Here is a 23,899-nt window from a genome sequence, read left to right as displayed (position 1 = left end):
AACTCGTAACGTCGGCTCATTCATTTCAGCTTACGACGCGCTCAGCTTGCCCCGCCTGGTTCCGCACTGTCAACGGGGCTACGGCGGTAGGGGCCGTACGGGAAGAGACGTACGCCCTTCGCGCCCGGCTCCCGGCCTTACGTCACGATTCGACGGTCACTGCGGCTTCTTCCCGCTTGCGCGCCCGCCGGGCGCCGAGGGCGGCGGGCAGGATCAGCGCGGCGACCAGCGCGACGAACCCGAACGCCACGCCGTAGTCCGACACCTGCGCGATGCCGCCGACGATCGGCGGCCCGCCGAGGAAGCCGGTGTAGGCGATGGCCGTGACGAAGCCGATCTCGCGTTCGCCACCGCCTTGTTTTCCGGCCTCGCCGGCCAAGCTCAGCGCCATCGGGAACGAGGCGGCCAGGCCCGCGCCGGCGAGCGCGAAGCCGACGTAACCGACCGCGGCGACCGGGATCGCGGCCGCGGCGAGCAGCCCGGCCGCGGCCAGCACCGACCCCGCGGCCAGGCAGCGGGTCGGGCCGAAGCGGCGTTGCGCGTACGTGCCGGCGAGCCTCGTCAGGGCCATGACCAGCTGGAAGCCGGCGAAAGCGAGTGCCGCGGCGCCTTGGCCGACACCGCGTTCGACCGTCATGAGCAGCGCGGACCAATCCGACGACGCACCTTCGGCGATCGCCGAGCACAACGCGACCGCGGCGAGCAGCCACAGCACCGGACGGCGGAACGGCGCCCGGCTCGGTGTGGGTGCTTCGTGGTGTTCGGGACGGCTGCCGGGGACCGTGCGGACGACGAGGAGCAGGACCACGACGGCGACGACGGCCGCCACGGTCAGGTGGCGCGCCGGGGACCAGCCGTGGCCGGCGGCGAGCCCCGCGGCCAGCGCCCCGGCGAGGGCACCGAAGCTGAACCCCGCGTGGAACTCCGGCATGATCGCGCGGCCCAGCCGGCGTTCGACGGCGACCGCGGCGACGTTCATCGCGACGTCGAGCATCCCGACGCTCGCGCCGATCAGGAGCAGGGCGCCGGCCAGCAGCGGCACGGTCGGCGCGAACCCGACCAGCACCATCGAGCCGGCCGCGCTCGCGGTGCTGCCGGCGACGACCACGCGCGCGCCGGCGCGTTCGATGATCCGGCCGGACACCGAGGCGGCGGCGAGCATCCCGACGCTGGCGCCGAGCAGCGCCAGGCCGAAGACGCCGGGCGAGGCGTGCACCTGGGACGCGAGCGCGGGTGTGCGCGACGCCCAGGACCCCAGCGCGAGGCCGTTGAGCGCGAAGACGACGAACACCGCGATCCGATCCCGCATGGCTCCCAGGGTGACTGAAGCGCTTCAGAAAGTCCATGGCTACACTGCGCGGATGACCCGGCGCCGCCGTCCCACGCTCGACGACGTCGCGTCGGCCGTGGGTGTCTCGCGGGCCACGGTGTCGAATGCCTACAACCGGCCCGACCAGCTGTCTTCCCAGTTGCGTGAGCAGGTCCTGCGGGCGGCTGCTTCGCTGGGTTACGCCGGCCCGGACCCGACCGCGCGCAGCCTCGCCACCAGCCGGACCGGGGCGGTCGCGGTGCTGCTGGACACGTCGTTGTCGGCGGCGTTCTCCGATCCCGCGCTGTCCCTGACGCTGGACGCGCTGGCCCGGGTGGTCGACCCGCACGCGTTGCTGCTCCTGCCGGGAGGACCGGCCGGCGGGCCGCCCGCCGACCGGGTGCTGACCGCGCAGGCCGACATCGCGGTGGCGTATTCGCTGGCCGACGGCACGCCGGCGCTGGATTCGGTGCGCGCGCGGGGGTTGCCGCTGGTGGTGATCGACCAGCCGCTGCTGCCCGGCGCGGCGCGGATCGGCTGCGAGGACCGGGCGGGGGCGGCGCTGGCGGCGCGGCACCTGGTTTCGCTGGGCCACCAGCGGTTCGGGATCTTCGCGGCGTGCAGCCGGGTCATGCCCGGTGGGGGCACTTTGTCCGTCGGGGCCGCTGCTGCTGCTTCGTTCCGCGACACGCGCGAGCGGCTGGCCGGCTACCTGGGCGAACTGGGCTCGGCTTCGGTCGTCGTTCGCGAGGCGGCCGGGCTGAGCGTGGAGAGTGCGTTGCCCGGGGCGTTCGCGCTGCTGGGGGCGACGCCGCGGCCGACCGCGGTGCTGTGCATGTCCGACCAGCTCGCGCTGGCGGTGCTCGCGGCGGCGGCGCAGCTGGGGATCCGCGTGCCGGAGGAGCTTTCGGTGACCGGGTTCGACGACAGCCCGCCGGCGTCGTGGTCGTCCCCGCCGCTGACGACGGTCCGGCAGGACCTCGCGGCGAAGGGCCGGATCGCCGGGGAGCTGGTGCTGCGGCTGCTGGGCGGCGGCTCGGTGCCTCCCGCTTCCGAGGTGCCGGTCTCGCTGGTCGTGCGCGGCAGCACGGGCCCCGCGTAGCACCGCGTTCGTCCGCCCGCAAGACCGTTCGCGGATCTGTGGACAACCGGTCCCCGCCCGGTGACCTGTCCACAGATCCGAAATCGCGGGCTGACAAATCTTCCACCGCCCGCCAATCTGGAATCACCAGTTCACCGCGGCCCGGAAGCCGCGAATCCAGAGGGGAATCCACGATGTCTTCACGCCGTTTCCGCGCCCGGTTGCCGCACCTGCTGATCCTGGCCGCGCTGGGTCTCCTGACCAGCGTCGGAACCGCTCAGGCCGCGTCCGATCCGGGGTGTCAGAAGGGCGAGTTCTGCCTGTGGTCGGCGAACGACTACGGCGGCGAGATCTCACGAGTCGACTTGCGCACGGCGAATCCCGGGGAATGCATTCCGCTACCCGAAGGATTCGTGGGGGCGTCGTTCGCGAATCTGCTGACGCGCGACGTCACGGTGTACCAGAGCGAGGAATGCTCGACGGAGGCGGATTTCGTCACCTACCCGGGCGGCGGCACTTACGTGCCGGACGCGCCGTTCCTGGTCCGCGGGATCCAGCTCTGGGAGTGACGGTTGACCGGGCACACCAGGTAGCCCGCTGACCCGGGCCTGCTCAACCGGCGCCGACCGGCGGAGCCCACGTCTCCTCGGCCCACCGGCCAGGGGCCACGTCTCCGCAGCCCACCGCCCCGGGCCTACCTCTCCGCAGCCCCCTGCCCCAGGCCCACACCAGATAGCCCACCACTGACCCGGGCCCGCACCGCCGTCCGCTCCAAGGGGGGAGCCGGCTCGCGGCGGCGGCCGGACCCGACCGGGGCCGCTCCCCCGAAGCGGCCCCACCCCGTGGGCGCGCCCCAGCGGCGGGGCGCGCCCACGGGCTTCCCACCGGGGTCTCGACGCCGGCCCAGCCGGGCGGCTCAGAACCTCCCCGGCCTCGACGGGCGGTCCGCGCGAGAGCCGCCCAGCGAGGGCCCAGCGCGGCCCTGAGGCCACCCAGCCGGATTTCCAGTCCCCTTCGGCCGGCCGACCCGGCGACACCTCAGCCAAGCCCTACGAGGCTGCCTCAGTCCCGCACCAACGACACCTCACCCCAACGAACCGCATCAGCGGCCGTGCGACCTTGCCGAGACCGCGCACATCGCCGGCTCGTCAAGGCACGGCCCGCCACACCACCGCGAATCAGTCGACGAGTCCAGAAAGTAGGCATTCATGCAGGTCAAGGGCGACCACCGCGCCGCCCGCCGCGGCGGGTAAGCAGCGGCGTGCGGACGCTCGCGGCGCTGCCTGCCCGGCCGCAGGGACGTGCGGGCGAGCGTGGTCGGGCTGGACACAGCAAGAGCCTTCTGATCGCCAGATTACAGGTTCGAGGCTCGTCCGGAAGCCCGTCCGGTCACCCTCAGCACCGCACCCGACACTCAAGGAGGTCTACACCACGCTTTTCCCGAACTTCCGAATTCCGTCGAACGAGACCTGAAACGATTCGCCGGTGTCGAACGATCGAGAGGATGGCGACGACTAAGCTGCCAGTGCCGGGTTACCGGCAGCAGCCGTCGGCGCGGGCCCTCGTAGCTCAGCTGGATAGAGCAAGAGCCTTCTAATCTCTAGGTCGCAGGTTCGAGTCCTGCCGGGGGCGCCACCAGGGAAGACGTCGTGCGCGGCTGCGCACGACGCCCCCCTGGCCATCGTGACCGGCCCCACATCGGGGCCCTTCTCCAGCGCCGTCGGCCTGTCCCCACTTTGGACAGTCATCCCGTGCAGGCGGACTCCGGAAGTCGCATCGTGAGAGCGGCCAGGTGGCCCAACGGTTCTGACCGAGCCCATCCCGAGACAACCTTGTTACCTGAGGCTTTCCGCACGCGTTCGGTCACGCCCAGCGATCGCGCCGGCCGTGCGCCCGAAACGTCACCCGATCGAGCGAACTTCGTGCCCACTGAAGGAGGCACCCATGGATCACCAAGAAGGACGGCACCGCAGGCGGCGCACCAACCGCGTCACCCGAACCACCCTCGACGAAGCCCGGCGCGCGGGGCTCGTCCGGCGGCACCTGACGAAGCTGGGGTACCTGGCCGAACGCGCCGCGCGCGCACCGGCACCGGAGCCCGCTCCGGACGGGCCGGCCTCCACATCGGACGCCGCGTGAGGAGTCCCGGGGTTCCGGCGAAGTCGCGCGGCCGGGCCACTCCGCCGCCGGTGCCCGGCTCGTGGCTTTGCCGAGGCCCCCGGGTGGGAACTCCGGGCGGTCAGCCGAGGTAGAACTCCCGGAGCGCGGCGGTGAGGACGTCCGGCGCGACCGCGTGCTCCTGGTCGGGCAGCGTGCGGCGCCGCGCGTGGGGCAGGGCGTCGGTCAGCGCCTGGGCGGCGTTGCCGAACGACTCCGGGCTCGCGCCGCCGTCGAGGACCAGGACCGGCTGGGTCAGGGCCGCCCAGCGCCCTTCGGGCAGGGAACCGTCGCCCAGGAGGATGCTGTCGTAGACCAGCGTCGGCGCGACGCCCAGGAACCCCGGCCACAGCGGCGATGCCTTCATCTCGGCGATCCGCTCCGGCGGGGCGCCGAAGGACTCCGCCAGGTACAGCTCGACAGCGTCGTCGCGGCGGCCGTCCTCGATCAGCGCCGTCAGCTTCGGCAGGAACGCCGGGGACGGCCGGGGGCGGGTGTCGTCGGTGATGAACGGCGGCTCGTACGTCGCCAGCTTCGTCACGCCGCTGCCGGGGCGGACGGCGGCGTCGAGGGCGAGCACCGTGCCGGCGGACATGCCAAACAGGTGGGCCGAACCGCCGGCGTCGGCGATCAGGGCGGCCAGGTCCTCCAGCTCGCGCTCGACCGCGTACGGCGGGGTGTCGGTGCTGCCGCCGCGGCCGCGGCGGTCGTAGTGGTACACCGTGAAGTCGCGGCCGAGCAGGTCGGTCAGCTCCTGTGTGCGCGGGTCGAACGCGCGGTACTGGAACGTGCCGCCGACCAGCACCAGCGGCGGGCCGGAGCCGACCTTGTCGAACTCGATGACGGTGCCGTCGGCCGACGTTACGTGTCCCACGGGAGCTCCCCTCGCGTTTTCGTGGCTGCGAAACGAAATTAGCGCACCGCGGGTGCGAGTGGCCCAGAGCGCGCACTCCGGGAGATGTGCCCGGGCGGGCGGGGACGGCAGCATCGGGGCGTGCCGGCGGGCACCGCCGTGCGTCGGATCCGGTACTGCACAACGACGAGAGGCTCCGCGATGGAGAGAAGCAAGTTCCAGCTCGACGAGTCCCAGATTCCGAGCACCTGGTACAACATTGCCGCCGACCTGCCCGGCGCCCCGCTGGCGCCCGCGCTCAACCCGGCGACGGGGGCACCGCTGACTCGCGACGAAATGGGCGCGACGATGCCGGAGCCCATCATCGACCAGGAGCTGAGCACCGAGCGGGACATCGAGATCCCGGAACCGGTGCGGCAGCTCTACGCCCAGTGGCGGCCCAGCCCCCTCTACCGCGCGCGCCGGCTCGAACAAGCCCTCGGCACGCCGGCCAAGATCTACTACAAGTACGAGGGAGTCGCGCCGTCCGGCAGCCACAAGCCGAACACCGGGATCCCGCAGGCGTACTACAACAAGCAGGCGGGCAAGACCGGCCTGATCACCGAGACCGGCGCCGGGCAGTGGGGCAGCGCGACGGCGCTGTCGGCCGCGCTCTTCGGGCTGACCGCCAAGGTGTTCATGGTCAAGGTGAGCTTCCAGCAGAAGCCCTACCGCCGGGCGCTGATGGAGTCCTACGGCGCGACGTGCGTCCCCAGCCCGAGCCCGGAAACCGCGGTGGGCCGGGAAATCCTGGCCAAGTACCCCGACTCCCCCGGCAGCCTCGGCATCGCCACCTCGGAGGCGCTGGAGACGGCGGCCACCGACCCGTCGCTGGGTTACGTGCTCGGCAGCGCGGCGAACCACGTGCTGCTGCACCAGACCGTCATCGGGCAGGAAGCCCTGCTGCAGATGGAACTGGCCGGGGACTACCCGGACGTCATCGTCGGCTGCTCCGGCGGCGGCAGCAACCTCGCCGGGCTCACGTTCCCCTTCATCGGCGCGCAGCTGCGCGGCGGGCCCGCGGTGCGGGTGCTGGCCGTCGAGCCGGCCGCCTGCCCCACGCTGACCCGCGGCACCATCGCCTACGACTACGCGGACACCGGCAGGCTCGGGCCGCTGTTCCGGATGCACACCCTCGGCCACGAGTTCATGCCGCCGCCCGTGCACGCCGGCGGCCTGCGCGCGCACGGCATCGGCCCGCTGGTCAGCCGCGCGGTCGAAGACAAGCTGATCGAGCCGGTCGCCGTCGGGCAGACCGGGTGCTTCGAGGCGGGCGTGCAGTTCGCCCGCACCGAAGGGATCCTGCCGGCGCCGGAGTCGACGCACGCGATCCGCGGCGCGATCGACGAAGCCCTGAAGTGCCGCGCCGAAGGCGTCAGCCGGACCATCCTCTTCGGACTGTCCGGGCACGGCCACTTCGACCTCGTCGCCTACGACAAGTACTTCGCCGGCACGCTGGAAGACGACGTCGTCAACGAAGAGCAGCTCGACCTCGCGGCGGCGTCGATCCCGCAGCTGGGCGGAGCCTCGTCGTGAGGGTGGCGGTCGTCGACGCGGACGGGATCGCCGCGCACCTGCCCGCGGCGCTGGCCGCGCATGGGCTGGAGACGGTGCGCGTCCGGTCCGAGGCACCGGACGTGCACCTGCGCGGGTCGGTGGAAGCCGACGTCCGGCATCAGGGGGACGTCGGCGAGACCGCGGAAGCGTTGCGGCGTCTCGACGTCGGGTTCGTGCTGGCCGGAACCGAGTCGGGGGTGCTGCTGGCCGACGAGCTGTCGGCGGCGCTCGGCACCCCCGGCAACGGGATGAGCCGGCCGCGGGCGCGGCGCGACAAGTACGAGATGGTGGCCGCGGTGCGGGAAGCGGGCGTCACCACGGCCGCGTCGTTCTCGTCGCCGTCCGCCGACGAGGTCGTCGCCTGGGCGGAAGCGCTGGGCAACTGGCCGGTCGTGCTGAAGCCGCTGGCGAGCGCGGGCACCGACAACGTCCGGATCTGCGGGTCGGCCGACGAGGTGCGCACCGGGCACGCCGCGATCCTCGCCGGCACCACCCGGTACGGGTCGCGCAACGAAACCGTGCTGGCGCAGGAATACCTGCACGGGGACGAGTACTTCGTCAACACCGTCAGCCGGGACGGCGTGCACCACGTCGTCGAGGTGTGGCGCTACCACAAGCGGGCCCTCGACGGCGGCCACTGGATGTACGACTACGAGCAGCCGGTGCCGCTGGAGGAGCCGCGCGTGGCGGACCTGGTCGGCTACACGCTGGACGTCCTGGACGCGCTCGAGATCCGCAACGGCGCCGGGCACACCGAGGTGATGCTCACCCCGACCGGCCCGGTGCTGGTGGAGTCCGGCGCGCGGATGGGCGGGTCGCACCAGCCCGCGGTGATCTCGCGGTGCATCGGCACCAACCAGGTCGAGTGCCTGGCGCTGGCGGTGGCCCGCCCCGAAGAGGTCACGCAGCGGCGGCTGCCGACGTACCGGCCGCGGTCGTTCCTGCGCTACGTGACGTTGATCAGCCCGGGCAACGGCGTGGTGCCGGACGAGGCCGGGTTCGCGGCGGTGCGCGCGCTGCCGTCGTTCGTCGACCTGGTGCTGACGACCCCGCCCGGCGGCCCCGTGCGGCGGACGGTCGACCTGGCGACGTCGGTGGGCTACGTCTACCTCGAGGCGGACGACCCGGAGCAGGTCGAGGCGGACTACAAGCAGCTGCGCGAGTACGAACTGAACGGGCTCTACACAGGTGAGGCGGTAGCCAAGTGACGAAAGCGATCACGGAACTGAGCGAGCTGGCGGACATCCCGGAGGAGTGGGTGCACGTCGCGAAGCGGATCTATCCGGGCGAGGACCTGCGGCTGCCCGGCGCGTACCTGAAGTGGTACGACGTCCGCGAAGAGGGCGAAGAGGCCACGCCGGCGATCAGCGAGCAGGCGCGCCAGTACCTGCGCGACCAGGCGGAGTCGGGCGAGCTGGAGTTCGAGAACGAGCTCGGCTACGCACAGCTCCACCACGACGGCGGCTATTACCTGATCGTGGGATTGTGGCGCAAGGACGAGCTGTGGACGGGAATCTTCTTCCTGGACGGCGACGAGTTCAAGCGCTACCCGGCCAAGCCGGGAGCATTCCGCGCCACGCAGAACGTGGTGGAACTGGACACAACGGCCCACGAGCGCCGGGCCTGGGCCCGCTTCCTGCGCACGGACCGCGGCGAAGCGGCAAAGCGCGCGTACATCGAGGACTACTGCACGGGTGTGGTCGGAGTGCCGTGACCCCGCGCGCGTGAGAACGGGCCCGTCCCCAGCCGGGGGCGGGCCCGTTTCGCTTGTGCGGGAGGGGATTCGAGCGGTCGCGCGGGCCGGGCAGGGTTCGGACGCAAGGCAACCTCACGCGGGCCGGCGGCCGATTATCCACCCCGGCATGCGAAAGCCCCGGTGCGCCGACCGGCACCGGGGCCTTCACCCGCCACTGAATCCCTACTCCGCCACCGGCCGGGTGCGGACCTTGATGTCCGCCACCTTCGCCTGGCTGAACTCGATCGCCGTCGTCGTGTCGGCTGCCGTCACCGCTACGTGGCCCAGACCGTCCCACGATCCGTCCAACGAACGGACCACGTCGCCCGGGGCTGCTCCGCCCAAGTCGATCGCCAACGTTGCCGGGTCTGCCGAAACTCCGTCCACGCCCGCTATCTCCACGATCTCGCCCGGCTCCGCCACCGCCAGCCAGCTCGCCGCCGCGCCTATTGCCGGCGGGGCGGCCACCAGCGGTGTCACCGAACCGTGGGGCCACTTCATCGTCAGCTCGTGCATGTCGACCCCGTGGACCGCGAAGACCATCTCGTTGATCAGCGCTCCGCCGATGCGGTTCTGGGACTCGATCACCACCGGGCCGCGTGGGCTGAACTTGAACTCCGTGTGGCTCGGGCCGTCCGAATACCCCATCGCCTCCAGGAACGCCGGGATCATCCGCTCCACCGCCGCCACCTCCTCGGGCGACAGCCGGGCCGGGACCGCGTGGCCCGCGTGGACCACCGTTCCCGGCAGCGTCACCGCCTCCGTGATCGCCAGCACCCGGTGGTTCCCCGCGAACGAAAACGCTTCCGCGCTGTACAGCGTCCCGTCGATGTACTCCTCCAGTACGTACTCGTCGAGGTCGTACTGGCCCAGGAACGGGTGGTCCGAGACATCGCGATCGCGGGAAATCGCCGAAAACACCGAGTCGACCTGATCCGCGCTGTCCACGCGGTGGACGCCGAAACTCGCCGTGCCCGCTCCCGGCTTCACGATGAACGGGTAGCCGTAACGGGCTCCGAACGCCGTCAAGCTTTCGCGGCCCTCGAGCACCGCCGCACCGATCGCCGGGACGTCCGGGTGAGCGACCTCCGCCAAGCGGCGGCGCATCACCGCCTTGTCCGTGAACCGGTGGCTCACCTCGTACGACGGGCCGCCGAGACCGAGCAGATCACGGACGCGGCCGGCCGGGTCGAGGCCCGGCTCCGTCAGCGACACCACGGTCGTGAACCCCCACGCCCGGTGCGCCGCCTCGACGAGCGGGGCGAACGTCGCCCAGTCCGTGTAGTCCGCCAGGAGCGCGCCCACCACCAGCGGGCCGTACTCCGGCTTGAACTCGTCCGGGTTCTGGACGTACACGACCTCGCACCCGGCCGCTTTCGCCGCGTGGAAGTGCTTCGGGTTGCCGCCGATGAGCAGGATGCGTGGCGCCATTTCGCTGGTCACTCCTGGGAAACTCGGACCGGTTCGGGTTCGGGCTCGACGTGCGGTGCGGGCACCGGCTTTTCCGCGCGGACCGACGGCAGGCACAGGCACAACGCGCCGCCGAGCACGCACGCCAGACCCGACAGCGCGACCACCTGGGATCCGCTGAAGTGCTCCAGCAGCAGACCACCCAGAGCGGCGCCCGTCGGGGACGACGCGACGATCACCGACCGGCGGGCGCCGAACACCGCGCCGTACTGCTCGGACGTCACCGCGTTCTGGATGACGCTGATCTCCGTCGACGCGTACGGCGCCCAGACGAACCCGCCGACGAACATGATCACCAGCGCCAGCGGCAACGCGTGCACGAACACCAGGGGCAGCAGGATGATGCCCCACACCGTCGCGCCCACCGCGTTGACCACCGCCGGGCGGAACCTCGCCAGCCGCGGCACCATCACCAGGCCGAGCAACGCTCCCACGCCCATCGCCGACCACATCGCGCCGTAGCCCGCGCCGCCGGCGCCGAGGTTCTGCTCGGAGAACACCGGGATCGCGGTCAGCAGCGGGCCGTAGGACAGGAAGTAGATGACCGTCAGGATCATCATCGCGCGGACCACCGGCACGGTGATGAGCGGGCCGAACCCGGCGACGAAGCTGTTCTTCTTCGGCGACGGCGAGGACGACGACATCGGGGTGACCGCCAAGGAAGGGTTGACCCGCACGCCGAGCACCAGCGCCGTCGCGGCCAGGCACATGATCGCCGGGATGAACAGCGACCAGATGCCGATGAAGCCCGCCAGCGAACCGCCGAGGACCGGGCCGACCAGGTACGGGAACTGGTCGCCGATGGTCAGCACGCCGTTGGCCACCTGCAGCTCGCGGCGCGGGATGAGCATCGGCGTGATGACGCGGGTGCCGACCTTGGCCAACGGGTTCGTGATGCCCATGACCAGGCACAGGCCCAGCACCACCGGCACGCTGAACGTGCCGACCACCGACAGCAGCGCGATGCCGCCGATCGCGATGCCGCGGACGGCGAACCCGATCGCGGTGAGCTTCACCGGCGACCAGCGGTCGAACCACGCGCCGAGCAGGGGCCCCGAGACGATCTCCGGGAAGCGGCGGAACAGCACCGCGAGCCCGGCGAGTCCCGGGGAACCGGTTTCCACCAGCACGATCCAGATCAGGGCGACGGAGGCGAACTCGTCGGCGGTCTCCGAGAGCAGGCTGCTCACCGTGAGCTTGCCCAGCCCCGGGAACCGGCCCAGCACCGACCGCTGCCACCGGCTCCGGACGAAGCCGGGCGCCAGATCCACCATCACCGCCCCTTTCCAGGACTCCCCCCAGGAGCCGCGGTCCACCGTCCTCCCGCAGGACGGCGAACCGCATCTCCCGCTGTGCTCGGTTACGCGGCCCTCAGCCCGGACTCGCCGGTCTCGTCGGCCGCCTCGGCGACGAGCGAGCCGCCCGCCGTCTCGTAGCGGCTGGCGAACAGCGCCGGGTGCGCCGAGCGGATGCCCTCGACCACGAGCTCGTACGGGAAGTCGTCGAAGTCGCCGTAGTCGTGGAGGAACTCCATGTACCGGCGGCCCTTGCTGTCGTACGGGTGCGACATGCTGTCGGCCGAGCCGTCGAACTCCAGCGGCGTGATGCCGTACAGCCGGCACAGCAGCTTGGTGAACACCGGCGTCGCGCGGACCCACTTGCCTTCCAGGTACACGGAATTCAGCGCGTGGAAGCGGAACACGTCCCCGCCGACCAGCTCGCGCAGCCGCGGCGACGCGAGGTGGTTGCGGACGTCGGTGAGCGCGATCCGGCTCGGCACGCCCGCCGCGCGGCACACCGCGGCGTACACAATGGACTTGTGGACGCAGAACCCGCGGCCGCGGGTGATGATCGAGCTGGCCTTGAGGCCGTCGCGGCTCAGCGCCGCGCCGTAGACCTCGTAGTGCAGCTTGTCGCGGACCGCGTAGTACAGCGAAACCGCCTTGTCGGTCAGGGTCTGCTCGGTCCCGTCGAGCGCCCGCCCGACGAACTCCTGCACGACCGGGTGGTCGTAGTCGAGGAACGGGGTGACCCCGAGCAGGTCTTGCGGAGGCGTCTCGGCCGCCATGTCGTCCTTCTTCCGGTTCCGGCGCCTGTCAGCGCACTCCGAGCATTCTGGCGACCTTGTCCCGCTGGACCTCCGACGTGCCGGAGTAGATCGTGCCGCCGGTGGCGTCGCGCAGTTCCTTCTCGATGCCGAACTCGCTGAGGTAGCCCCGGCCGCCGAAGATCTGCACGGCGTTCGTGGCCGACCGGACGTTGGCCTCGCTGGCCAGCACCTTCGCCATGGCCACGTCCACCATCACGTCTTCGCCGGCCTCGAACCGCTTCGCGGTGTCGTAGAACCAGTTGCGGGTGGTCTCCAGGTCCATCTTCATCTGCACGATCTTTTCCGCGATCAGCTGGCAGGACGCGATCGGCGCCCCGAACTGCTTGCGGGTCTTCGCGTATTCGACGCTCTGCTCGAGGCGGTGCTCCATCGCGCCCAGGCTGATCGCGAACGACAGCAGCACCTCCCACTTCATGACGTAGTCGAGCAGCAGGAAGCCCTTGCCCCGGCGGCCGACCATGTTCGCCGCGGGCACCACGCAGTCGGTGAACGTCAGGTTCCCCAGCGGTGACGTGCGCAGGCCCATCTTGTCGATCGGCGGCCCGGCCTCGAAACCGGGCGTGCCCTTCTCGACCGCGAACACGCTGATGCCGAGCGGACCGGTGCCCGGCGACGTCCGGGCGTACACCAGGACGACGTCGGCGACGGGACCGTTGGTGATGAAGAACTTCCGGCCGTTGAGGACGTAGTGGTCGTCATCGGCGCGCTCGGCCGTGGTCTGCATGGCGGCCGCGTCGGAGCCGCCGTGCGGCTCGGTGATCGCGTGGGCGCAGATCACCGAGCCGTCGATCACCTTCGGCAGCAGCCGGTGCTTCAGCTCCTCCGACCCGAACCGGTGGACCGGCACGCCGGTGCTGACCAGCTGCGTCGAGATCGAAAACCCGAGCCCCCCGTCGCGGCAGTGGCGGCCGAGGCCCTCCAGCACGTGCATGGTGGTCGGCAGGTCGTGCCCGCCGCCGCCGTACTCGGTGCCGAACGGCAGGCCGAACAGGCCCGTCGCGCCGATCTCCGGCCACAGCTCGCCGGCGAACTCGGCTTCGCGGTCGCGCCGGAGGTGGTCGGCGCCCCAGGCTCGGAAGGCCTCGGTGTAGCCGTCCCGCAGCTCCTGCTGCTTGTCGGTCCACTGCTGCATCGGGGGAGCTCCGGCTCAGTAGTTGGAGAATTCGTCGTCGAGGTTGTGCGACTCGTCGCCGATGAGGGCGGGCGTGAACATGCAGACCAGCACCATGTCCTCGTGCGGCGAGGCGATCAGGTGGTGCGGGTCGTGCTTGTCGAGGGCGTAGATCGTGCCGACCTCGATGACGTGCTCGTCCCCCGCGGAGTCGATGACCTTGCCGCTGCCGGCGATGCAGTAGCACGCCTCGAGGTGGTTCTTGTACTCCAGCGCGGAATCGGTGCCGGCGCGGACGATCGTGTGCGTGACCGTGTAGCCCATGCCGTCCCGCAGCGTCAGGAAGCGGTGGCTCAGGCCGTTGCCCCACTCGACGCCTTCGACTTCCGAAAGCTTGCGGATGATCACTGTGTCAGGCCGCCTTTCCCAGGTAGTCCACATCGGACGAGCCCGACGCCGAGTGCAGCTCGACGAACCGGGAGATCGAGGTGATGGAGGTGAAGTCCTGCTCGACGATCTCGACCTCCTCCATCGGGATCTCGAACGTGGCCTCGAGCCAGGTGACCACGCGCAGCAGGCCGAGGCTGTCGATGACGCCGTTGGCGCGCAGGTCGTAGTCGGCTTCGAGCTCCTCCGGGCCGACGCCCGGCAGGAACTCGTCGAGGACGTACTGCTTGATCTGCTCGGAATAACCCATGTCAGCTCCCGTTCAACAGGTCTCGGATGACGGCTTTGCGGTCGGTCTTGCCCGTCGAGGTCGTCGGCAGGGGGTCGTCGACGACGCGGATCGTGGTGGGCAGCGCCGCCCGCGCCAGGCGCTCGCGGCAGAACTGGCGCAGCGCGAGCACGCCGAGCGGCTCGGTCGTGTCGCGGCGGACGACCGCGTGGATGACGAGCCCCGCGACGTCGTCGGGCACCGCCACCACGGCCGCGCCGGCGATCCGCTCGTGGCCGAGCAGGACCTGCTCGATCTCTTCGAGGTTCACCCGCACGCCGCGGACCTTGACCTGGGAGTCGGTGCGCCCGACGAGCGTGAACACGCCGTCGGCGTCGCGCTCGACGAGGTCGCCGGAGCGGAAGTAGACGCGGCCGCCCTCGCGTTCGACGAACTTGTCCGCGCCGCCGCCGACCGCGTACCCGGCCGTCTGGAACGGCGTCGACACGAGCAGCTCGCCGGTGGCCGGGCCGTCGACGACTTCGCCGGCGGCGTCGAGCACGAGCGCGTCGACGCCGGGCAGCGGCCGGCCGATCGGCAGCGGGCCCTCGCCCTCGAAGCCGGTGATCTCGTGGATGAAGCTGTCGTTGGTCTCGGTGGCGCCGTAGATGTTGTGGAAGCGCGCGTTCGGGAACAGCCGCGGCAGCTCGGGCAGCAGCTTCGCGGGCATCTTGTCGCCGGTGACGATCACGTGCTTGACCGACTCGAACGGCTGCACCTCGGGGACGTCGGCGAGCAGCCGGTAGAGCATCGGGACCGACTGAACGACCTCGACGCGCTCGGTGCGGATCACCTCGGCGAGGTGCTTGCCGTTGGTCGCCTTGTCCGGCTCGACCAGGACCGTCGTGCCGCCGGCCTTGAAGGTGGCGCGGATGTCGAGCAGGCAGAGGTCGAAGTTGAACGGCGCGTAGTTCAGCACCACCGTGCCGGGCCGCAGCCGGAACTTCGTGACCGCCCACTCGGTGAAGCGCTCGACGGCCTGGAAGCTGAGCGGCACCACCTTGGGCAGGCCGGTCGACCCCGAGGTCGTGAAGATGAACGAGGTGGCGTCCGGGCTGACGTCGGGGCCGGTGATGCCGTCGAGGCCGGCCAGGTCGCCGTCCGGCGCGACCGCGGTGGTGTCGATCTTGTGGATCCGCCGGCCGCCGACGCCCGCGCCGGGCTCGGCGGTCAGGACGTCGGTGCAGTCGGCCTTCTCCAGCAGCTCTTCCAGCGCCGTCGCGCCGAGCTCGACCGACGGCAGCATGAACGGGCGGCGCGCGAGCAGGCAGGCCACGATGAGCGCGACCGTGCGCGGGGTCTTCGCGGCGTGCACCGCGACGCGGGCCTCGGCCGGCAGCTGCAGCGCCGACAGGCTCTCGTAGGCCGACATGGTCATGGCGGCGAGATCGGCGTAGGACACCCGGACGTCGCCCAGCACCAGTGCGGTCGACTCCGGCCGGGTGCGGGCGAAGTCGGCCAGGCAGCCGAGCAGCGAACGCGAGTACGGCACAATGTCTCCAACCCCGGCCGGGCGCGCGGCAGCGCGCCGGCCAGTCACCCCAGCTCCCCCACGGGGAGTCCACTTCGGACTCCGGCGGGGCCCGGGCCGGGCTCCGCGTGGACTCCACCGTAGCTTCGCGCCGGAGTGACTGGCTTCTCGCGCAGTGCGGCTCCCGATCAGCCGATCGGTGTCCGGTGTGGACGGTCCGACCAGGACTCCCACCGCCACAGCCGCCCGGTCCCCTGGGTCGCCCGGACGCCGTCCTCCGACATCTCGAACTTCCCGAAGTCGAGCAGGTACAGCGCGTCGTCGCCGGGGGCGAACCCGACGTCGATGGGCCGGGCCAGCGCCGGGGCGCCGGGCAGCTCCCGCAGCGACCAGTCCGCCGGGTCGACGACCACGAGGCTGCGCCCGACCGGCGGCCCACCGGCGGGCAGGCACATCGGGGCTTCGTCGCCGAACAGCGTCACGACGAGCTGCCCGGCCAGCGCCCCGCCGGGCACGACGGCGAAGCGGGTGGCCGACACGTGCGGCTCGAACTCCAGCAGCGCGCGTTCGGGCACGGGCAGGTCTTCGTGGTTGGCCAGCAGGAACTCCGGCTGCGCGCCGCGTTCGGGCGCGAACGCCGGGTCGGTCACCGGGCGGTCGCCGACGAAGTCCGGCCAGCCGTACCACTGACCTTGCCGGACGTCGAAGAGCAGGTCGGGGGCGTTGCCGATCGGGCGGCTCCCCCGGTCGTCGGCGCCCTGGTCGAGCGCGATCAGCCGGCCGTCGGGCAGGAAACCGAGGCCGAACGCGTTGCGCAGCCCCCAGGCGACGAGCTCCATGCCGGAACCGTCCAGTTCGCACCGCAGCACGGCGGCGGTGCACGGCAGCTGCGCCGCGATCTTCTGGCCCGCGGTGGTCTGCGTGCCGAACGGGCCGAACGCGCCGGTGTCGATCGTCGCGCCGGGCTCGTCGGAGAACGGGTCGCGGGTGGTCGCGTTGAACCCGGTCAGCTCGATGTCCAGGCCGGGCAGGTCGAACGCGTGCGGCAGCCGGCGCAGCCAGCCGAGCTCGTAGGCGTCCAGGCCGATCACGCCGAGGTTCGACATCGCGCCCTGGCTGAAGTAGAGCTTCCGGTCGGCGCCGACCACGGCCATGTTCGTGTGGTAGTTGCCGGGGCCGGGCATGCCGTCGACGACGACGTGCTTGCGCCCGCCCGCGTCGACGCGGGTGATCCGGCCGGCCCCGCCTTCGGAGACGAACAGGTCGCCCTCGAACCAGCACAGGCCGGTGACCGGCGCGGCCAGTTCGTCGGCGACGAGCGTGCGGTCGCCGCCGGCGAGCCGCCAGACCTTCCCGCCGGGGGCCGCGCCGCCGAAGGCGAGGCCGGATTCGGCGACGAAGACGCCGCCCGCGTCGTCGAAGGCGAGGCTGGTCGGGAACTGCAGCCCGGTGGCGACTTCCACCGCCTCGGGGTGGGGCTGGTTCTGGGGCACGGCGAAACCTCCCGGCTGGTCGACCGCCGGCTGAGCAGCACTCAGCCGCTTCCGTTCGGCGACGCTAGCCGGGAGGTGCCGGGCGCACGTCTTTTCACGTGCGCTGGTGGTCCGCCTCCGCAAGACGGACGGCGTCCTCGCGGAGCGCGCCCGTCAGCTTGGCCCGCTGGCCGACGTCGGAGTACTCCTTCTTCGGTCCCTTGGTCCGGCGCAGCACGGTGATGGAGTTCTGCCGCACCTTCTGGCTTTCCAGCAGGCTGAGCACCTCGAACTCGCCGGGCCGGATCCGCTGGGTGTCCGCGATGTACTCCAGGATGGCCTCCCCTTCGGGGTAGGTCCGCAGGTAGTGCATCGCCAGGATGCCGCCGTCCGGGTTGATCAGGTCGAGGCAGTTTTCGAAGAAGTACAGGCAGTCCCACGCGTCGACCCAGGCGAAGTCGATGGGCAGGAAGTCGGCCGGCAGCGCGTCGCGGCACTGCCGCATCTTCGCGTTGACGACCGTGACGCTGCCGCCCAGGCCCAGCTCGGTGAGCAGGTCCTGGCACTTCGCCGCCGAGGAGTACTCGTCGGACAGGTCGTCCACCGCGATGAACCGCGACTTGCGCGGCTCGCGGTAGTAGCCGGGGATCAGCAGGGCCGGCTCGGCGGTGATCCAGTCCTCGTCGAACTCGCGGCCGCTGTCGAGGTACGGCGCGTTCTTGCCGACGAGCGCCTTGGCCTCGGCCTCGACGAGTTCGTCCACTTCGGCCAGTGCCTTGGCGATGAACGGCGTCGTGTAACCCATCCCGACCTCGAGCACGCGCTCGGGCCGGACCAGGTGGACCAGGTGCGACAGCAGCGGGGCGATCACCTCGGTGCCCATCCCGGGCACCCGCAGCCGCTCGGCCGCTTCCCGGAACTCCGGCAGCGAGCTGCCGTTGCTGAACCCGGCGCTCACGACGCGTCTCCCCGGCCCCGCTGCAGCTCGACGGCCTCGTACAGCGCCTTGATGTTGCCCGAGCCGAACGAGCGCGAGCCGAGCCGCTCGATCACCTCGAGGAACAGCGTGTTGCGCGGGTGCACCGAGCGCGTGAAGATCTGCAGCAGCTGCCCGTCGTGGTCCTCGTCGACGAGGATGTTCAGGGCCTGCACCTCGTCCACCGAATACCGCGACAGCTCGACGCGCTCGCGCAGCAGCTGGTAGTAGGTGTCCGGCGTGTCGAGGAATTCGACGCCGCGGGCGCCCAGCGTGCTCACCGTCTCGGTGATGCTGTCGGCGGTGAAAGCGATGTGCTGGACGCCCGGTCCGCCGTGGTCCTTGAGGAACTCGTCGATGTGCCCGGCCGACTGCGAGGAGTCCGGCTCGATCAGCGTGAGCGTGACGGCACCCGAGCGGCTCTGCACGACCTTGGTGACCACGGCCTGGTCGCCGACGACGATCCGGTCGTCGAAGATCAGCTCGAAGTCCAGGGTGGTCCGGTAGAACTCGACGTTGTCGTCGATCCGGCCGGGCTCGACGACGACCGCGAAGTGGTCGACCGTCAGCAGGCCGGCGCCGGGGTCGGCGGCCTCGTTCGCGACGCGGCGCTGGCCGGGCAGCACCCGCTCCGCCGCGGCGCCGAGGGGCTGCACGAACGTGTGCGTGACATCGCCGAAGCCGATGATCTTGGCGGTCACCGTCCCGTCCTGAGTGGACGGTGGGGCGACGGACCGCGCGCCGCGCCGGACGGCCTCTTCGTACGCGGCAGCCGCGTCCTTGACGCGCAGGGCGATGTCCGAGACGCCGTCGCCGTGGCGCTCGATGTAGGCCGCCGTCGCGTGGTCGTCCACCTGGGCTTCGGTGAGCACGAACCGGATGTCGTTGCGCACGAGCTCGACCGAGCGGGTCTCCGCCGGTCCGGCCGACTCGGCGGCGACGACGAACCCGTAGCCCTCCGTCAGCCACCGCGTCGCCGACCCGAGGTCGACCACGGCCACCTCGATGTGGTCGACCAGGACCTCGTCGAAGACCGAGCTGTCTGTTGACGTCATGTGTCCTTCTCCGTAGTCGTTCCGGGCTCAGTGCGCGTCGAGGCGGGCGGCCAGGCCGCGCGGGCGCAGGTCGGTCCAGTGGGTGCGCACGTACTCGAGGCACGCCTCCCGCCCGGCCGGCCCGTGCACCGCGGTCCACCCGGCGGGCACCGCGGCGGCCGCGGGCCAGAGGCTGTGCTGGCCCTCGGCGTTGACCAGCACGGAGAGGCTGCTCCGCGGGTCGTCGAAGGGGTTCGTCATCGGCGGTCTCCTTCCCTCGGCGGGCTCAGGCCTGCTCGTCGAGCAGGGCGTCGAGCCCGGCAGGCGTCGGCTCGTCGAACAGGTCGCTGATCGACAGGTCGGCGTCCAGCGCCGCGCGGATGCGGCTGATCAGCTTCATGGCCAGCAGCGACTGGCCGCCGAGGTCGAAGAAGCTGTCCTCGATGCCGACCCGGTCCGTGGTGAGCACCTCGGCGAAGATCGCGCAGAGCGTCTCCTGGCGCGGGTTGCGCGGCGCGACGTACTCGACCGCCGGGCCGGCCTCCGGCTCGGGCAGGGCCGCGCGGTCGATCTTCCCGTTGGGCGTCAGCGGGAGCGCGTCGAGGACGATGAACCACGCGGGCACCATGAAGTCCGGCAGCAGCCGGGCCGCGTGGGCCTTGAGCGAGGGCAGGTCGACGTCGCCGTCGCTCGGCACCAGGTACGCGGCCAGCCGCTGGTCGCCCGCGTCGCCTTCGCGGGCGATGACGGCGACGTGCGCGAGCCCGTCGTGCTTGGCCAGCACGGCTTCGACCTCGCCCAGGGACACGCGGAACCCGCGGATCTTCACCTGGCCCGAGACGCGCCCGACGAACACGAGCCGGTCGTCCGCGCCGACCGAAACGAGGTCGCCGGTGCGGTACATCCGCGACCCCGGCGCGCCGAACGGGTCGGCGACGAACCGGTCGGCGGTCTGGTCGGGCTTGCCGTGGTAGCCGCGGGCGACGCCGCGGCCGGCCAGGTACAGCTCGCCGGTGCCGCCGGGCGCCACCGGGGCCAGGTTCTCGTCGAGGACGTGGGTGCGGACGCCGGCCAGCGGGCCGCCGATCGGGATCGCGTCGCCGCCGTCGAACGGCGCGGTCATCGGCTCGTGCGTGGCGAAGAGCGTGGTCTCGGTGGAGCCGTACATGCCGCGCACCACCAGGTCCGGGTTCGCCTCGAGGGCGCGGCGGACCGCGGCCGGGGCGATGACGTCGCCGCCGGTGAGCACCTCGCGCACGCCGGCAAGTGCCTCCGGCGCCTCCTCGGCCAGGACGCGGAACAGGCCCGCGGTCAGGTGCACGCCGGTGATCCGGTGCTCGGCGAGCAGGGCGCGCAGCGACTCGACGTCGAGGTTCCCGGGCGGGGCCAGCACGATCTCGCCGCCGTGCAGCAGCGGGACCCACAGCTCGTAGGTGGAGACGTTGAACGCGTAGGGCGCGACCATCAGCACGCGCTCGTGGCGGCCGCCCTCCCACGCCGGGTCGAGCGCCAGGCCGAGCGCGTCCCGGTGGGTGACCGCGACGCCCTTGGGCTCGCCGGTGGACCCGGACGTGTGGATCACGTACGCCAGCTGGCCGGGATCGGCAGTCAGGCCGGGGTCGGTGGCCGGGAGCGCGGCCAGTTCGGCGGCTTCCTCGGCGCTGTCCAGCAGCAGCGTCGTCGTCGTCGCGGCCAGGCCGTCACCCTTGCTCGCGCTGTCGGCCAGCAGGACCGGGGAGCCGAAGCTGTCGACGATCCACTGCTTGCGCTCCGGGGGGTACGCGTCGTGCAGGGGGACGTAGCAGCCGCCCGCCTTCAGGATCGCCAGCGTGGCCACCACCAGGTCCGCCGACCGTCGCAACTGGACGGCCACCGGCGCGTCCGGCGTCACGCCGAGGCCGATCAGCCGGTGCGCCAGCCGGTTGGCGCGCTCGTCGAGCTCGCGGTAGGTCAGGCGGACGCCACCCCCGCTCACCGCGGTCGCGTCCGGCGTGCGCGCCACCTGGACGGCAAAAACCTCCTGGAGGGAAGCGGAGACCATCACCAGCTCCAATCGCTTCGAATTCCCGGCCGTCCACCAGACGTTTCCCCCGGCCGCGGACACCGGACCAGCGTCGCCCGGCCCGGTCACGGACGGCGTCTCCCGCATTGCGCTCGGACACCGCCCCACCGGCGGGACAGCACTGCGTGAGATGCCGCCGCCCGGGGCGCGGTGCGACGGTTCGGGGGCACGGATCGACGGTCACGAACGGCCTTGTCCCGTGGCCTTTCCCGAGGAGGACCCTGATGACCATCGCCGATGCCCCGTCGAGGAGCGAACTGGTTCGCCGCGCATCGGAACTGGTGCCGCTGCTGAAGAAGCACGCGATCTGGACCGAGGAGAACCGGCGCCTGCACGACGACACCATCGAGGCGCTGACGTACTCCGGGCTGCTCAAGCTCCGGGTCCCGCGCCGCTACGGCGGGTACGAGGCCGACATGACGACCGTCGTCGACGTGCTCGGCGAGCTGGCCCGCGGCGACGGCTCCACCGCGTGGGTCACCGCGGTGTGGGCGATCAGCACCTGGATGACCGGGCTGTTCCCGGACGAGGTGCAGGACGAGGTCTTCGCCGACCCGGACGTGCGGATCAGCGGCATCCTCAGCCCGACCGCGGTCGGCGTCCCGACCGAGGGCGGCATCATCCTCAACGGCAAGTGGGGCTTCAACACCGGCTCCACGCAGAGCAAGTGGAACACGAACGCCGCGGTCATCGCCCACCCGAACGGCGAGTTCGAGCCGATCATGGTGCTGGTGCCGATCGACGAGCTGCAGGTGATCGACGACTGGCACACCGCGGGCCTGCGCGGCACCGGCAGCGTCAGCACGATCGCCAAGGACGTCTTCGTGCCCTCGGCGCGCGTGCTGCCGATGGTCCCGGTCCTGCAGGGGCAGCACCTGTCGGTCGCGAACGCGGACTCGCCGCTGTACAAGGCGCCGTTCATGCCGACCGCGTGCACCACGGTCGCCGCGGTGCCGGCCGGCCTGGCGAAGGCGGCCAAGGACGCGTTCTTCGAGCGCCTCCCCGGCCGCAAGATCACCTACACCGCCTACGAAAGCCAGAAGGACGCGCCGATCACCCACTTCCAGGTGGCCGAGGCGACCATCAAGATCGACGAGGCGGACTTCCACGTGCACCGCGCGGCGGGCATGCTCGACACCAAGAGCGTCGCCGACGAGGAGTGGACCCTGGAGGAGCGGGCCCGGGTGCGCCTCGACATGGGCGCGGTCTGCCAGCGGGCCAAGGAGGCCGTCGACATCCTGAACACCGCCAGCGGCGGCTCGTCGGTGCACACCGACGTCCCGATCCAGCGCATCGAGCGGGACGTCCAGACGATCAACCTGCACGCGATCATGCACCCCAACACCAACCTGGAGCTCTACGGCCGCATCGCCTGCGGTCTCGAGCCGAACACGAACTACCTCTGAGCCCCGCTCCCCCCGGTCGTGAGTGTGAAACAGGGTTCCAACCCTGTTTCACACTCACGACCTGCCTTGTCCCGTGATCGTTGGAGATGTCCCATGGAAGAGCGTTGCCCCGTCGCCCTGGACCCGGCCGGGACCGACATCCACGGCGAGGCCGCGCGGATCCGCGCGCACGGCCCGGTGGCGAAGATCGAACTGCCGGGCGGCGTCTACGCCTGGTCCATCACCGGCTACGCCGAGGCCCGGCAGGTGCTCGGCGACCACCGCTTCTCGAAGGACCCGCGCAAGCACTGGGTCGACTTCGTGGAAGGCCGCATCGGCGAGGACTTCCCGCTGATCGGCTGGGTCCTCATGGACAACCTGACCACCTCGCACGGCAGCGACCACACGCGGCTGCGCAAGCCGTGCGCGCAGGCGTTCACCCCGCGCCGCGTGGAAGCGTTGCGCCCCAACGTCGAAAGCGTCGCGGCCAAGCTCCTGGACGAGCTCGCCGCGCTGCCGCCGGGCGAGGCCGTCGACCTCAAGGACCGCTTCGCGCACCCGCTGCCCGCGTCGGTCATCTGCGACCTGTTCGGCATCCCCGAGGAGTTCCGCCGCGACTTCCTGCGCGGCGGCGAGATCAACGCCGACACGACCACCAGCCCCGAAGAGGCCGCCGCCAACTTCGAGCGCTGGCACCAGGAGATGCTGGACTTCGTCGAGTCGAAGCGGCGCGAGCCGGCCGACGACCTGACGTCGGACCTCGTGCGCGCCAGCGACTCCGGCGCCGGGCTGACCGACGACGAGATGGTCGGCACCCTGCACATCATGCTCGCCACCGGCACCGAGCCGGTGAAGAACCTGATCGCCAACGCCGTCCTGCTGCTGCTCACCCACCCCGAGCAGCTCGCGCTGGTGAAGTCCGGGCAACGCAGCTGGAGCGACGTCCTCGACGAGACGCTGCGGGTGCAGGCACCGGTCGCGCACCTGCCGTTCCGGTTCGCGGTCGAGGACGTCGAGCTCGGCGGCGTCACGATCGCCAAGGGTGACCCGGTCCTCATGCACTTCGCCGCCATCGGCCGCGACCCGCAGCTGCACGAGAACGCCGACGTCTTCGACATCGCCCGCCCGGACAAGGAAAACCTCTCCTTCGGGCAGGGCATCTACCGCTGCATCGGCCGCCCGCTCGCGCTGCTGGAAGCGGAAACCGCGCTGGCGGCGCTGTTCGAGCGGTTCCCCGACCTGTCCCTGGCCGTGCCGGCGGCGGAGCTCACGCCGCAGGTCACGTTCATCATGAACGGCATCGGCTCGCTGCCGGTGCACCTGAAGACGCCCGGCCCGGCCGGCGCGTGAAAAGGGAGCGTG

General features: G+C 71.5%; 22 protein-coding genes and 1 tRNA gene. 9 read left to right on the top strand and 14 right to left on the bottom strand.

Annotated elements, in window-relative coordinates:
• Positions 1-142 precede the first annotated feature (142 nt).
• Positions 143-1,309: an MFS transporter gene (locus ACERZO_RS21490; protein ID WP_372666518.1), complete on the bottom strand. Its 1,167-nt coding sequence runs from the start codon at positions 1,307-1,309 to the stop codon at positions 143-145.
• A 52-nt stretch (positions 1,310-1,361) separates the two neighbouring features.
• Here ACERZO_RS21490 and ACERZO_RS21485 point away from each other — a divergent pair, with 52 nt between their 5' ends.
• The 4 genes from ACERZO_RS21485 to ACERZO_RS21470 all read left to right on the top strand — a co-directional run bounded on the left by ACERZO_RS21485 (position 1,362) and on the right by ACERZO_RS21470 (position 4,529).
• Positions 1,362-2,411, top strand: coding sequence for a LacI family DNA-binding transcriptional regulator (locus ACERZO_RS21485; protein ID WP_372666517.1), 1,050 nt, complete (start codon positions 1,362-1,364; stop codon positions 2,409-2,411).
• A gap of 173 nt (positions 2,412-2,584) precedes the next feature.
• Complete coding sequence (locus ACERZO_RS21480; protein ID WP_372666516.1) at positions 2,585-2,959, top strand: peptidase inhibitor family I36 protein; 375 nt, start codon at positions 2,585-2,587, stop codon at positions 2,957-2,959.
• Positions 2,960-3,948: 989 nt separating this feature from the next.
• Positions 3,949-4,025 (top strand) — tRNA-Arg (locus ACERZO_RS21475).
• A 309-nt stretch (positions 4,026-4,334) separates the two neighbouring features.
• Positions 4,335-4,529, top strand: coding sequence for a hypothetical protein (locus ACERZO_RS21470; RefSeq protein ID WP_372666515.1), 195 nt, complete (start codon positions 4,335-4,337; stop codon positions 4,527-4,529).
• 100 nt (positions 4,530-4,629) lie between these two features.
• On the opposite strand, the gene ACERZO_RS21465 is transcribed toward ACERZO_RS21470, so the two are convergent.
• Positions 4,630-5,421 (bottom strand): alpha/beta fold hydrolase, encoded by a 792-nt coding sequence (locus ACERZO_RS21465; protein ID WP_372666514.1) that lies wholly within the window; start codon positions 5,419-5,421, stop codon positions 4,630-4,632.
• A gap of 180 nt (positions 5,422-5,601) precedes the next feature.
• On the opposite strand from ACERZO_RS21465, the gene ACERZO_RS21460 reads away from it, so the two are divergent.
• The 3 genes from ACERZO_RS21460 to ACERZO_RS21450 are packed head-to-tail and all read left to right on the top strand — an operon-like array spanning position 5,602 to position 8,710.
• Positions 5,602-6,975 (top strand): TrpB-like pyridoxal phosphate-dependent enzyme, encoded by a 1,374-nt coding sequence (locus ACERZO_RS21460; protein WP_372666513.1) that lies wholly within the window; start codon positions 5,602-5,604, stop codon positions 6,973-6,975.
• Entirely contained in the window at positions 6,972-8,204 is a 1,233-nt protein-coding gene (locus ACERZO_RS21455; RefSeq protein ID WP_372666512.1) for an ATP-binding protein, read from the top strand. The genes ACERZO_RS21460 and ACERZO_RS21455 overlap by 4 nt, the downstream gene beginning before the upstream one ends.
• Positions 8,201-8,710 carry a hypothetical protein gene (locus ACERZO_RS21450; protein ID WP_372666511.1) on the top strand — a complete coding sequence of 170 codons (510 nt, stop codon included), beginning with the start codon at positions 8,201-8,203 and terminating at the stop codon, positions 8,708-8,710. Before ACERZO_RS21455 ends, ACERZO_RS21450 begins: the two co-directional genes overlap by 4 nt.
• A 204-nt stretch (positions 8,711-8,914) precedes the next feature.
• Here ACERZO_RS21450 and ACERZO_RS21445 read toward each other — a convergent pair whose 3' ends face one another.
• The 12 genes from ACERZO_RS21445 to ACERZO_RS21390 all read right to left on the bottom strand — a co-directional run bounded on the left by ACERZO_RS21445 (position 8,915) and on the right by ACERZO_RS21390 (position 21,131).
• The gene (locus ACERZO_RS21445) at positions 8,915-10,162 is read right to left on the bottom strand and encodes an ATP-grasp domain-containing protein (RefSeq protein ID WP_372666510.1); all 1,248 of its coding nucleotides are present in this window, start codon (positions 10,160-10,162) and stop codon (positions 8,915-8,917) included.
• 8 nt (positions 10,163-10,170) lie between these two features.
• Complete coding sequence (locus ACERZO_RS21440) at positions 10,171-11,475, bottom strand: MFS transporter (RefSeq protein ID WP_372666509.1); 1,305 nt, start codon at positions 11,473-11,475, stop codon at positions 10,171-10,173.
• 86 nt (positions 11,476-11,561) lie between these two features.
• Positions 11,562-12,269 (bottom strand): transglutaminase-like domain-containing protein, encoded by a 708-nt coding sequence (locus tag ACERZO_RS21435; RefSeq protein WP_372666508.1) that lies wholly within the window; start codon positions 12,267-12,269, stop codon positions 11,562-11,564.
• A 28-nt stretch (positions 12,270-12,297) separates the two neighbouring features.
• Positions 12,298-13,443 carry an acyl-CoA dehydrogenase family protein gene (locus ACERZO_RS21430; RefSeq protein ID WP_372666507.1) on the bottom strand — a complete coding sequence of 382 codons (1,146 nt, stop codon included), beginning with the start codon at positions 13,441-13,443 and terminating at the stop codon, positions 12,298-12,300.
• 15 nt (positions 13,444-13,458) lie between these two features.
• Positions 13,459-13,830 carry an ectoine synthase gene (locus tag ACERZO_RS21425; RefSeq protein WP_086671488.1) on the bottom strand — a complete coding sequence of 124 codons (372 nt, stop codon included), beginning with the start codon at positions 13,828-13,830 and terminating at the stop codon, positions 13,459-13,461.
• A 4-nt stretch (positions 13,831-13,834) separates the two neighbouring features.
• Positions 13,835-14,119 (bottom strand): acyl carrier protein, encoded by a 285-nt coding sequence (locus tag ACERZO_RS21420; protein ID WP_372666506.1) that lies wholly within the window; start codon positions 14,117-14,119, stop codon positions 13,835-13,837.
• A 1-nt stretch (position 14,120) separates the two neighbouring features.
• Positions 14,121-15,629: an AMP-binding protein gene (locus ACERZO_RS21415; RefSeq protein WP_372666505.1), complete on the bottom strand. Its 1,509-nt coding sequence runs from the start codon at positions 15,627-15,629 to the stop codon at positions 14,121-14,123.
• Positions 15,630-15,796: 167 nt separating this feature from the next.
• A complete protein-coding gene (locus tag ACERZO_RS21410; protein WP_372666504.1) occupies positions 15,797-17,101 on the bottom strand; it encodes a PQQ-dependent sugar dehydrogenase in 1,305 nt (434 codons plus the stop codon).
• Positions 17,102-17,195: 94 nt separating this feature from the next.
• Entirely contained in the window at positions 17,196-18,038 is an 843-nt protein-coding gene (locus tag ACERZO_RS21405; protein WP_372666503.1) for a hypothetical protein, read from the bottom strand.
• Positions 18,035-19,111 (bottom strand): 4-hydroxyphenylpyruvate dioxygenase, encoded by a 1,077-nt coding sequence (gene hppD / locus ACERZO_RS21400; protein ID WP_372666502.1) that lies wholly within the window; start codon positions 19,109-19,111, stop codon positions 18,035-18,037. Before hppD ends, ACERZO_RS21405 begins: the two co-directional genes overlap by 4 nt.
• A 27-nt stretch (positions 19,112-19,138) precedes the next feature.
• Complete coding sequence (locus ACERZO_RS21395; RefSeq protein ID WP_372666501.1) at positions 19,139-19,351, bottom strand: MbtH family protein; 213 nt, start codon at positions 19,349-19,351, stop codon at positions 19,139-19,141.
• Between the two features lie 25 nt (positions 19,352-19,376).
• Positions 19,377-21,131, bottom strand: coding sequence for an amino acid adenylation domain-containing protein (locus ACERZO_RS21390; RefSeq protein WP_372666500.1), 1,755 nt, complete (start codon positions 21,129-21,131; stop codon positions 19,377-19,379).
• Positions 21,132-21,376: 245 nt separating this feature from the next.
• Here ACERZO_RS21390 and ACERZO_RS21385 point away from each other — a divergent pair, with 245 nt between their 5' ends.
• A complete protein-coding gene (locus ACERZO_RS21385; RefSeq protein WP_372666499.1) occupies positions 21,377-22,558 on the top strand; it encodes an acyl-CoA dehydrogenase family protein in 1,182 nt (393 codons plus the stop codon).
• Between the two features lie 93 nt (positions 22,559-22,651).
• Positions 22,652-23,887: a cytochrome P450 family protein gene (locus ACERZO_RS21380; RefSeq protein ID WP_372666498.1), complete on the top strand. Its 1,236-nt coding sequence runs from the start codon at positions 22,652-22,654 to the stop codon at positions 23,885-23,887.
• Positions 23,888-23,899: the final 12 nt, after the last annotated feature.

Source organism: Amycolatopsis kentuckyensis, from assembly GCF_041679295.1.
In the GTDB taxonomy this organism is placed as follows: Bacteria; Actinomycetota; Actinomycetes; order Mycobacteriales; family Pseudonocardiaceae; genus Amycolatopsis; species Amycolatopsis kentuckyensis_A.
Note: the sequence above shows the minus strand (reverse complement) of the source record. Positions and strands in the feature narration are given on the sequence as shown.